11 protein-coding genes are annotated in these 10598 nt (G+C 64.0%); 4 read left to right on the top strand and 7 right to left on the bottom strand.

What is annotated here, in order from left to right:
* The first annotated feature begins 381 nt into the window (after positions 1–381).
* The 3 genes from ACNFG0_RS18140 (at position 382) to ACNFG0_RS18130 (ending at position 1625) form a co-directional block, all read left to right on the top strand.
* The gene (locus ACNFG0_RS18140; RefSeq protein WP_196167217.1) at positions 382–822 is read left to right on the top strand and encodes a YkvA family protein; all 441 of its coding nucleotides are present in this window, start codon (positions 382–384) and stop codon (positions 820–822) included.
* A 99-nt stretch (positions 823–921) separates the two neighbouring features.
* A complete protein-coding gene (locus tag ACNFG0_RS18135; RefSeq protein WP_196156349.1) occupies positions 922–1260 on the top strand; it encodes a helix-turn-helix domain-containing protein in 339 nt (112 codons plus the stop codon).
* Positions 1257–1625 (top strand): hypothetical protein, encoded by a 369-nt coding sequence (locus ACNFG0_RS18130; protein ID WP_084854862.1) that lies wholly within the window; start codon positions 1257–1259, stop codon positions 1623–1625. Before ACNFG0_RS18135 ends, ACNFG0_RS18130 begins: the two co-directional genes overlap by 4 nt.
* A gap of 168 nt (positions 1626–1793) precedes the next feature.
* Here the strand turns inward: ACNFG0_RS18130 and ACNFG0_RS18125 are convergent, their stop codons facing one another.
* Positions 1794–3875: a carboxy terminal-processing peptidase gene (locus tag ACNFG0_RS18125; protein WP_196146059.1), complete on the bottom strand. Its 2082-nt coding sequence runs from the start codon at positions 3873–3875 to the stop codon at positions 1794–1796.
* Positions 3876–4017: 142 nt separating this feature from the next.
* Here ACNFG0_RS18125 and ACNFG0_RS18120 point away from each other — a divergent pair, with 142 nt between their 5' ends.
* Positions 4018–4980, top strand: a complete 963-nt coding sequence (locus ACNFG0_RS18120; protein ID WP_196156348.1) for an NAD(P)H-quinone oxidoreductase — start codon at positions 4018–4020, stop codon at positions 4978–4980.
* Between the two features lie 108 nt (positions 4981–5088).
* Here ACNFG0_RS18120 and ACNFG0_RS18115 read toward each other — a convergent pair whose 3' ends face one another.
* From ACNFG0_RS18115 to ACNFG0_RS18090, 6 genes are all read right to left on the bottom strand, one after another.
* Positions 5089–5742, bottom strand: coding sequence for an HAD family hydrolase (locus ACNFG0_RS18115; protein ID WP_196156347.1), 654 nt, complete (start codon positions 5740–5742; stop codon positions 5089–5091).
* A 101-nt stretch (positions 5743–5843) separates the two neighbouring features.
* Positions 5844–6833 carry an ABC transporter ATP-binding protein gene (locus ACNFG0_RS18110; RefSeq protein WP_416765901.1) on the bottom strand — a complete coding sequence of 330 codons (990 nt, stop codon included), beginning with the start codon at positions 6831–6833 and terminating at the stop codon, positions 5844–5846.
* Position 6834: 1 nt separating this feature from the next.
* Complete coding sequence (locus ACNFG0_RS18105) at positions 6835–7626, bottom strand: ABC transporter permease (protein ID WP_416765900.1); 792 nt, start codon at positions 7624–7626, stop codon at positions 6835–6837.
* The gene (locus ACNFG0_RS18100) at positions 7616–8455 is read right to left on the bottom strand and encodes an ABC transporter permease (RefSeq protein WP_196146064.1); all 840 of its coding nucleotides are present in this window, start codon (positions 8453–8455) and stop codon (positions 7616–7618) included. The genes ACNFG0_RS18105 and ACNFG0_RS18100 overlap by 11 nt, the downstream gene beginning before the upstream one ends.
* On the bottom strand, positions 8452–9258 hold the full coding sequence (locus ACNFG0_RS18095) for an alkaline phosphatase family protein (protein WP_196146065.1): 807 nt from the start codon (positions 9256–9258) through the stop codon (positions 8452–8454). Before ACNFG0_RS18095 ends, ACNFG0_RS18100 begins: the two co-directional genes overlap by 4 nt.
* Before the next feature lie 144 nt (positions 9259–9402).
* A complete protein-coding gene (locus ACNFG0_RS18090; protein ID WP_416765898.1) occupies positions 9403–10467 on the bottom strand; it encodes an ABC transporter substrate-binding protein in 1065 nt (354 codons plus the stop codon).
* Positions 10468–10598 lie beyond the last annotated feature (131 nt).

The following is a 10598-nucleotide window of genomic DNA, read 5'->3' as shown; positions in this document are numbered from 1 at the left end:
TACTCGATACGATCAACAGGCTTAGCCGCATAACCTGAACCGCCGTGTACGGAACCGTACGCACGGTGGTGTGAGAGGACGACGGGTGAGAGCCCGTCTCCTACTCGATCCCAAAACACTTCCCTCTGTAGGAGCGGCCTTGTGCCGCGATGGGCCGCAAAGCGGCCCCTTTGTCACGAACGAACCCCACACTTCCAATGGTGTCGGAGAAAGAGCAGCCCGCCGACGCAAAACGTTTGCGATTCTGAAACAGCTGTGTAAAAAACGCCCGATCTGAGCGAGACCCTTGCCCGGTGGGCACCTCGCGTCGGAAACTGCTCCCTGTTCACAAGGTTATCCACAATAAATGTGGATAACCTTCCCTGCCGATATGGAGGCCCCATGAGCGCACCCTGGAATTTCGCCCGCTTCCTGCCCCTGGCCGAGCGCCTGCTCAGCCGCGGTCGGCTGCCGGCCTTGCTGTTCGCCGTGGCCCGCAAAGGGCCCAAGCTCGGCAAGCTACGTGAGGACGTTCATCTGCTCCAGGGCTTGTGCCTGGCCTGGTGGCGTGGCGAATACCGCGCTATCAGCCCCAAGGCGCTGGTCACCGTGGTAGCGGGCCTGCTGTATTTCGTCAGCCCCCTGGATGCCATTCCCGACTGGCTGCTGGGCGTTGGCTTTCTGGACGACATCGCCGTATTGGGCTGGGTACTCAAGGCTGTGGGCGACGAACTGAGCCGCTTCAAGGCCTGGCGCGACAGCCAGGCACCCGAGCGCCTGCGGGTGGTCGAACGCTTGCCGGACACCCCTGAAACACTGCGCCTGGAGCGCGGAGCGCCCTGAAATTGCCCTGGCCTGCGCATACGCCCGCGCTTGGACATATAATTGGCATAAGGATTATGCCTATGGATTACATGCAGTAATCCTACGTAAGGGGGTTGTATGGGTATTCAGGTCATCAGCCGGGACGGTCAGCCCGAGTATGCCGTGGTTCCGTGGGAACAGTACCAGGCATTGCTCAAGGCCGCGGGGCAGGCACCTGCCGAGGCACCAACGAACGAACCTGCAGTCGCCGCCGAGGCCCCGGTTCTGGCGGCATTGAGCGAATTGACGCACTTGCGCCAGGCCAAGGGCCTGGCGCCCGAGCAATTGGCGCGCAGCGTCGGCATCAGCCCGGCCTACCTGGCGATGATCGAGGCTGGCGAGCGCCAGCCGGATGCGGCGATCCTGCGCAGCCTGGCCTGGCACCTGGGCATCGCTGGCTGGAGCGAGCCGTCATGAGCCAGGTCAGGATCAGCCGCCAACACTGGGACAACCTGTTGAACGAGCTCGATCTGGCTCGCCGCCAACGCCATTTGCTCACTTACCGGGCGCTGATCGAACGCCTGCAATTGCCCAGCCCGGCGATGCAGACCCTTACCGCAGCCCTGGAATACCTGGCCGTGCTCGATGCTCGTGCCGAGCAGCCGCTGCGCAGCTCGCTGGTGATCAGCCAGGGCGCCAGCCGCCTGCCGCGTACCGGTTTCTTCGAATGCGTCGAGCGCCTGGGGCGTTTCTCCGGCCCGGTGGACGGGCTCGAGGCGGCGTCCTGGCATGCTTCGGAAGTGGTGCGGGTGTTCGAGTACAGTTACCCGGAACAGGCCTGAGCCAGGGGCTGCTGCGCAGGCCGATCGCGGCACAAAGCCGCTCCTGCAGGCCGACGCTCAACCCTGTAGGAGCGGCCTTGTGCCGCGATGGGCCGTAAAGCGGCCCCCATACGAAAAAGGGGCGAACATCTCGATGTCCGCCCCTTTCCCTTACCGCTCGATGTGCCTTCAGTGCTTGGCCACCTGCGAGTTCAAGCTCAGGTAGTCGAGCAGGATGCGCCCGGTCTCGGCCAGGTAGGCGTCGTCCTCGGGCTTGGTGTCCTCGTCCTCGATCGGCAGGGCATCCTCGTCTTCTTTCTTCAGCTCCTTGAGCGGCTCCTCGCCCTTGGCCTTGCGGCGAACGTTCTCCAGCGCCAGTTGCTTGGCCTCGATCGCATCGTGGCGTGCACGGCGTTCCTGCTCGTTGAGGCTGACGGTCTTCTCGTTCATCAGCTTCTGAGTCAAGGCCAGGCGGTCACGGATGTAGGCGAACTCCGGGTCCTTGGCGCTGCGTGCGTCATGACGGGCCTTGAGCTCGGCCAGGAACGGCTTGAACGGGTCGACCGCAGGGCGTACCACCGGGCGGATGGTATCCCATGGCATGGCCTCGGGCAGGGCGCTCTCGCCGATTTCCTTGGTGTCGATGATCGACGGGTAGTCGATGTCCGGCAACACGCCCTGGTGTTGGGTGCTCTGCCCGGACACCCGGTAGAACTTGGCCAGGGTCAGCTTCAGCTCGCCATGGTTGAGCGGCTGGATGGTCTGCACGGTGCCTTTGCCGAAGGTCTGGCCGCCGATGATCAGCGCGCGGTGGTAGTCCTGCATGGCACCGGCGAAGATCTCCGAGGCCGAGGCCGAGAGGCGGTTGACCAGCAATGCCAGTGGGCCCTTGTAGAAGGCGCCGGGGTTCTCGTCCTCGAGCACGTCGACGCGGCCGTCGCTGTTGCGCACCAGCACCGTCGGGCCTTTCTCGATGAACAGGCTGGTCAGTTCGGTGGCCTCCTGCAGGGAGCCGCCGCCGTTGTTGCGCAGGTCGATGACCACGCCGTCGACTTTTTCCTTCTGCAGCTCGGTGAGCAGTTTCTTCACGTCGCGCGTGGTGCTCTTGTAGTCAGGGTCGCCCGCGCGGTAGGCCTTGAAGTCCAGGTAGAAGGCCGGGATCTCGATGATGCCCAGCTTGTAGTCGCGCCCGTCCTGCTTGAGCTTGAGCACCGACTTCTTGGCCGCCTGCTCCTCGAGCTTGACCGCTTCGCGGGTGATCGACACGATCTTGCTGGTCTGGTCGTTCGGCGCATTGCTGGCCGGGATGATTTCCAGGCGTACCACCGAGCCTTTCGGGCCACGGATCAGCTTGACCACTTCGTCCAGGCGCCAGCCGACCACGTCGACCATTTCCTTGTCGCCCTGGGCCACGCCGATGATCTTGTCGGCCGGTGCCACCTGCTTGGTCTTGGCGGCCGGGCCTGCCGGCACCAGGCGCACGATCTTGACCTGGTCGTTGTCGCTCTGCAGCACCGCACCGATGCCTTCGAGCGACAGGCTCATGTTGATGTCGAAGTTTTCCGCGTTGTCCGGCGACAGGTAGTTGGTGTGCGGGTCGTAGGACTGGGCGAAGGTATTGATATAGGCCTGGAAGATATCCTCGGCACGGGTCTGGTCCAGGCGCGACAGCTGGTTCTTGTAGCGCTTGGTCAGGGTTTCCTGGATCTGCTTGGGATCCTTGCCGGCGAGCTTCTGGCGCAGCACTTCGTCCTTGACGCGTTTGCGCCACAGGTCATCGAGCTCGGCCTCGTTCTTCATCCACGGCGCATCCTCGCGGTCGACCAGCAAGGTTTCCTTGGTGGTGAAGTCCATCTTGTCCACGCCCTTGGCCAGCTCGGCCAGGGCGAAGTCCAGGCGCGACTTCACGCGGTCCAGGTAGCGCTTGTAGATGGTGAAGCCAGGTTCGAGGTTACCACTCTTGAGGAAGTCGTCGAACTGTGTCTTCCACTTATCGAACTGGGCGATGTCAGCGGCGGTGAAATAGCTGCGCGAGGGGTCGAGCAGCTTGATGTAGCTGTCGTAGATGATGATCGAACGGGCATCGTCCAACGGCGGCTTGCTGTAGTGGTGGCGCTTGAGCAGCTCCACCACGTTCAGGCTGGCGACGATCTCGTCACGGTCAGGCTGCAGGCTGTCCCACTTGTTGGCGGCCGCCGCATTACCACCGAGCGTGAGGCTGCCGAGGCCGATCAGGAGGGCGAGGGCAGTGCTGGGCAGGAAATGCTTCATGCTGATTCGACGTAAAGGCAATTGATCACGCATAGTAGGCCGTCTTTTCCGTTCGCCGGTTCCACAAGAGCCGGACGCATACTGCAAAAAGCCCGGGACATGGCGATCCCGGGCTCAGTCATGACTCAACTATGGAGGCACTGTGAAGGCATTGCAAGGCGTTGACGGACATGTGGCCTGGGTCGAAGCCGAGCGCCCGACCTGTGACGCGGGCCAGGTGCGCATTCGTGTGGCTGCTGCGGGACTCAACCGCGCCGACCTGCTGCAGATGAAAGGTCTTTATCCACCGCCGCCAGGCGCCAGCCCCTACATGGGCCTGGAGTGCGCGGGGGTGATCGAGGAAGTGGGCGCCGGTGCCGACTGGCGCGTGGGCGACCGGGTCTGCGCGCTGCTGGCCAGTGGCGCCATGGCCGAGGAAGTGGTGGTCGATGCCCGTCACGTGCTGCCGGTGCCCGAGGGCCTGAGCTTGCACGAGGCGGCGGGGCTGCCCGAGGTGTATGCCACGGCCTGGCTGAACATCTTCCAGCTCGGCGCGGTGAAGGCCGGCGAGAAGGTGCTGGTGCACGCCGGGGCCAGCGGCGTCGGCTCGGCGGCGATCCAGCTGTGCAAGGCGTTCGGCAATCCGGTGTGGGTCAGTGTCGGCTCGCAGGATCGCCTGGCGTACTGCCAGGCACTCGGGGCTGCCGGTGGCGTGGTGCGCAACGAGAACCTGGACGACCTGAAAGCGTTCGGGCCCTTCGACGTGATCCTCGACCCGGTGGGCGCCAGCTACGGGGAGTTGAACCTCGAGCTGCTGGCCCGCGACGGGCGCTGGGTGATCATCGGCCTGATGGGCGGGCGCAAGTTCGAACTGGACCTGGCGCAAGTGCTGGCCAAACGCGCGCAGGTCACCGGCTCGACCTTGCGTAATCGCGATGATGCGTTCAAGGGCGAGTTGCTGCGCGAGCTGATGCAGCAGGTATGGCCGTTGTTCGGCGAAGGGCGGTTGTCGCCGCAGTTGGTCGACACCTACCCGGTGGCGTTTGCCGAAGCGGCGTATGCGGAGCTTGCGAGCAACCAGGTGTCGGGCAAGCTGGTGCTGGTGATCGACCAGAGCTTGGTTTGAGGCTGCGGGGGGCTGCTTTGCAGCCCTTTCGCGGCGCAAGGCCGCTCCTACAGGCGACCCCGCACTTTCTGTAGGCCGCGAATGGGGCGCAAAGCGCCCCCGGGAATCTCAGCTCCAGCTCAGAATCGGCCAGCCATTGATCTCGGCATGCTCGCGCAACACCGGGTCCGGGTTGACTACATGGGGGTAGTCCACCTTCAGCAGCAACGGCAGGTCATTGCGCGAGTCGGAATAGAAACTCGCCCCCTCCAGGTTCTCTTGCTCCTGGTCCAGCCATTCCATCAACCGGGTGATCTTGCCTTCGCGGTACGTCAGCACCCCATGGGTCTTGCCGGTATACACCCCGTTCACCGCCTCCAGTTCGATCGCCAGGTATTCATCCACCCCCAGCCGCGCCGCGATCGGCCCGACCAGGTGGGTGCCCGAGGCGGAAATGATCAGGATCCGGTCACCGCGCTTGCGGTGTTCGGCGATGCAGCGGCAGGCGTCACCGTAGATGATCGGCTCGATCACATCCTCGACCCAGGGTTCGACCAGGTGCTCCACCTCCTCGAGGGTGCGCCCAGCGATCGGCTCCAGGCTGAAGGCCATGTACTCCTCCATCTTCAGGTGACCCTTGCCGTAGGCCTCCATCAGCTCCTGGTCGCGGCGCAGGAAGTCCTTGCCGTCCACCCAGCCCAACTGGGCCATCTGTTTGCTCCACAACGAGGCGCAGTCGCCGTGGATGAGGGTTTCGTCCAGATCGAAAATTGCCAATGCCATTGCGTGTTCTCCTAATGCCCTGTCTTCTCTATTTGGCGAGTGACTTGGATGTTCGGCCAAGGCGCCGCCCAAAGTGAACAGCTTATTTCCGAGACAGGACACTAGGCCACTTCTCGTAGCGCCGTGGGGTCGATCGACAAGGATACCCGTTGCCCGTCGGCGTGCAGGTCGGCCGAGGAGCGATTGAGCACGTCCACGACCAGCTCCACGCCGCGTATTTCCACACGATAACGGATGACGTTGCCCAGCAGGCTGTGGCCGCGCACCTGGGCTTCGAGGTTGCCTTCCAGGTGCAGGCTGATGGCCTCCGGGCGGATCGCCAGACGGCTGGCCACGGGGCGCTGCAACAGGCGGCTGGCGGTGTCCGGCTCGAGCAGGTTGTAGTTGCCGATGAAGCCTGCGGCGAACAGGTCGACGGGCGCGGTGTAGAGGGTTTCGGCATCGCCACTCTGGACGATGCGGCCCTGGTTCATCAGGAAGATGCGGTCGGACATCGTCAGCGCTTCCTCCTGGTCATGGGTGACGAAGATGGTGGTCAGCCCCAGCTCGCGCTGGATGGCGCGGATCTGCTCGCGCAGGTGTTTGCGGATGCGTGCATCGAGGGCCGACAGCGGCTCGTCGAGCAGCAGCAGGCGCGGGCGGGTGACCAGCGAGCGGGCCAGGGCCACGCGTTGGCATTGCCCGCCCGACAGCTGGTGTGGGTAGCGCCCGGCGAAGCTGGACAGTTCCACCAGCTCCAGGGCTTCGCGCACCCGCGCCTGGCTCTCGTCGGCCTTGGTCTTCTGCATGCGCAGGCCGAAGGCGACGTTCTGCTCCACGGTCATGTTAGGGAACAGCGCATAGCTCTGGAACACCATGCCGATGCCGCGTTTCTGTGGGCTGAGCGGTACCAGGTCCTGGCCGTCGAGCAGGATGCGGCCGCTGTCCACCGGGGTCAGCCCGGCGATGCAGCGCAGCAGGGTCGACTTGCCGCAACCGGAAGGGCCGAGCAGGGTGACGAACTCGCCGCGTTCGATCTGGCAGTCGATGTCATGGAACACCGGGCTGCCGGCATAGCTTTTGTGCAGTTTCTGTACGCTGACGAAGCTCATGTCAGGATTTGTCCTTGTTCAGGCGATTGGCGACCCAGGTCAGCACCAGCACGAAGGAGAAGTAGGAGATTACCAGCGCGCTGTTGAAATGACCGCTGCTGTTGCGCATGTTGTTCAGGTACACCTGCAAGGTCTCGTAGCGGGTCCCCACCAGCAGGTTGGCGAAGACGAACTCGCCGAACAGGAACGAAAACGACAGCAGCAGCGCCACCATCAGGCCCTTGCGCAGGTTGGGCAGCACCACCAGCAAGGCTGCTTGCCAGGTGCTGGCGCCCAGCAGCTGGGCGGCGTCCATCAAGTCGCGCAGGTTGATCGCCTGCAGGTTATTGGTGATGGCCCGGTACATGAACGGCAAGGCGATGGTGAAGTAGCAGCCGATGAGGATCCACGGTGTGCCGACCATGGCCATCGGCCCGCTGCCGTACAGCTGCAAAAGGCCCACCGAGGACACCACCGGCGGCACCGCGAAGGGCAGCAGGATGAGGATGTTCATCAACGCGTCCAGGCGCGGGAAGTGGTAGTGCACCACGAACAACAGCGGCAGGATCAGCACCACCGACAGCACCAGCGCGCCGACGCATACCAGCAGCGACTGGCCGAAGGCCGCCAGGAAGCGCGGCTCGCTCCACAACGCCAGGTACCACTTGAAGGTCAGGCCGCTGGGCAGCAGGCTCGCCGACCAACTGGTGGCCAGGGAGTAGAGCAGGGTGCCGGCCAAAGGCAGCAGCAGGATGATGAACAGCAGGTACACCACCATACGGTGGTAGAGGCTGCCGCGAGGTTCAGCGCGCATGGTAGCTCCTCTTCAGCAACCATTGATGGACCACCGTGACCAGCGTCATCAGCCCCACCAGCACCATTGCCAGGGCGCTGGCCAGGTTCGGGTCGAGGGTGATGTCGCCGGCCACCAGGGCGGCGATGCGGATCGGCAGCACGTTGAAGTTGCCGGTGGTCAGGGCATAGACCGTGGCATAGGCGCCCAAGGCGTTGGCCAGCAGGATGACGAAAGTGCCCAGCAATGCCGGCGCCAGCACCGGCAGGCCGATATGCCGCCAGTACTGCCAGTGGCTGGCGCCCAGCAATGCCGCGGACTCGCGCCAGTCTTCACGCAGGGCATCGAACGCCGGGTAGAGCAGCAATACCCCCAGGGGGATCTGGAAGTAGGTGTACACCAGGATCAGCCCGCTCTTGGAATAGATGCTGAAGTCTTCCAGCAGGCCGGCCTGCTTGAGCAGCAAGGTCAGCGCGCCGTTGAAACCCAGCAGGATGATGAAGGCGAACGCCAGCGGTACCCCGGAAAAATTGCTGGTCATGTTGGCGAAGGCGCTGACGAAGTCGCGCAAGCGCGAGTCCACCTGGCGCAGGGAGTAGGCGCCGAGGGTGGCGATGACGATGCCGAACAGGCTCGACCAGAAGCTGATCTCCAGGCTGCGCTGCAGTGCCTGCAGGTAGAACTTGGAGGCGAACACCTTGCTGAAGTTGGCCAGCCCCCAGCCGCTGTCGCTCTGCAGGCTGTTGATGGCCACCCAGGCCAGCGGGGCGATCTGGAACACGAGGAAGAACAGGGCGAACGGCAGCAGGCAGAGCAGGGCCAGGTAGCGGCCGCGAGGGCGGGCATTCACTTGAGCAGCTCCCGGCAGACCGCTTTGTCGTGGGCAGCGCCCAGCAGTTCGCAGATCGTGCCGCACAGCTCGGTCTGCAAGGGCTTGGCCGCCGGGTCCAGGCTGAACGCCTCGCCGAACACGAACAGCGGCACTTCGCGCTCCTCGGCCAGCAGGCCGTTGTGCGAACGGTCGTTGTTCATGCCGTGGTCGGCGGTCACCAGCACCTGGTAGCCCTCTTCGAGCCAGCGCGGCAGGTAGTCGGCCAGAAGAATGTCGGCGCTGCGCGCGGCGTTGCGGTACTGGCTGCTGTCCAGGCCATGGCGATGGCCGGCGTCGTCGATGTTCATCGGGTGTACCAGCAGGAAGTTGGGGGCGTGGCGACGGCGCAGGTACTCGGCATCGGCCAACAGGTGCGAGTCGGGGTAGTGGTCGGCGTAGTAGAACAGCCCATGCTGGATGGGCAGCTTCGGCGCATGGGTGTGGCGGTCGCGCAGCGGGTCGAAGGGCGAGCGGTTGTACAGCTCGCTGATCCAGTGGTAGGCCGCTGCCGCAGTGCCCAGGCCCGCTTCGCGGGCATAGTGGAACACGCTGCGTTGGGTGGACAGGCGGCTGACGTTGTTGTGCACGATGCCGCTGTCGATGGGGGCCACGCCGGTGAGGATGCATTCGTACAGCGGCCGCGACAGCGAGGGTAGCTCGCATTCGACACGGTACAGCGCGGCACGGTCGGCCTCGACGTAGGCATGCAGATGGCCCATGGCGTGGTGGGCGACCTGGTGGTTGAGGCCATCGAGCAGGACCAGGATGACGTTGTGGTTCATGTATAGCTCCGAAGAACGTTTGTGGGGCCGCCGTGCGGCCCATCGCGGGACAAGCCCGCTCCCACAGAACAACGCATAACGGTTTGATGTTGCGGACCCTTGTGGGAGCGGGCTTGCCCCGCGATCGAGGGCGCAGCCCTCGCTTCATTCCATCTCGATGATCACTTGCTCCTGCCACATCTGCGGCAGTTTCTTCGATGTGGCCTCCCAAGCCTCGGCATTCTTGATCGGCTGCGCCGCGCCGTATTGCTCGTTGGGCAGCAGCTTGGCCTGCACCTCGGCCGGCAGCTTCAGGTGCTCGGCGCGGATCGGCCGGGCGTGGCCGATGGCCAGGTTGGTCTGGCCGGCGTCGCTGAAGATGTACTCGCGGGTGAGCTTGGCGGCGTTGGGGTGCTTGGCGTACTTGTTGATGATGGTGGTGTAGCCGGAGATCACCGAGCCATCGGAAGGGATCAGCACTTCGAAGCGCTTGGGATCGATCTGCTCGCGGTAGCTCAGGCCGTTGAAGTCCCACACCACGCCGACTTCCACCTCACCCTTCTCCAGGGTCTGGATGGTCGGGTTGGCCAGCGACAGGCGCTTTTGCTGGGCCAGTTTGGTGAACAGCTGCAGGCCCGGCTCGATGTTGCTTTCGTCGCCCTTGTAGGCAATGGCGGCGGCCAGCACGCCGTTGGCGGCCTGGGCGGCGGTGCCGACGTCACCGATGGCGACCTTGTACTTGCCTTTTTCCAGGTCGTGCCAGGTCTTCGGGCGTTCGCTTTCCTTGACCAGGTCCTTGTTGATGATGAAAGCGATGGTGCCGGTATAGGCCAGGGCCCAATGGCCATCCTGGTCCTTGGCCCAGGTCGGTACCTGGTCCCAGGTGCTGGGCTTGTAGGGCTGGGTCACGCCCTTGGCGGCGGCGATGGGGCCGAAGGCGGCGCCCACATCACCGATGTCGGCGCTGGCGTTGTCCTTCTCGGCGTCGAACTTGGCGATTTCCTGGGCCGAACTCATGTCGGTGTCGCTGTGCTTGAGGCCGTACTTATTGGCCAGGTCCGCCCAGGTGCCTTTCCAGTTGGCCCAGGCATCGGGCATGCCCACGCTGTTGATCACTCCTTCCTTGCGGGCGGCCTCTTCCAGGGCCTTGAGGTCGGTACCGGCGGCCATGGCCGAGGTGCACAGGGCGATGGTCGAACCGAGCAGTGACGCCATGAAGAACGTTTTCATCCGAAGCTCCTTTGTAGGGCCTTGCAATGGGTGATGAAGGAAACCTTTGCTTGCGAACGTTTGGTCTAGGTCAGCAAACCTCGAGCCAAGGTAGGCCGGTTGCGTGACAGTTTGATGTAAGGCCTGGGCGG

It is taken from the genome of Pseudomonas sp. NY15372 (assembly GCF_048068215.1).
Lineage (GTDB): Bacteria > Pseudomonadota > Gammaproteobacteria > Pseudomonadales > Pseudomonadaceae > Aquipseudomonas > Aquipseudomonas guariconensis_A.
This window is presented reverse-complemented; position numbering and strand designations above follow the sequence as displayed.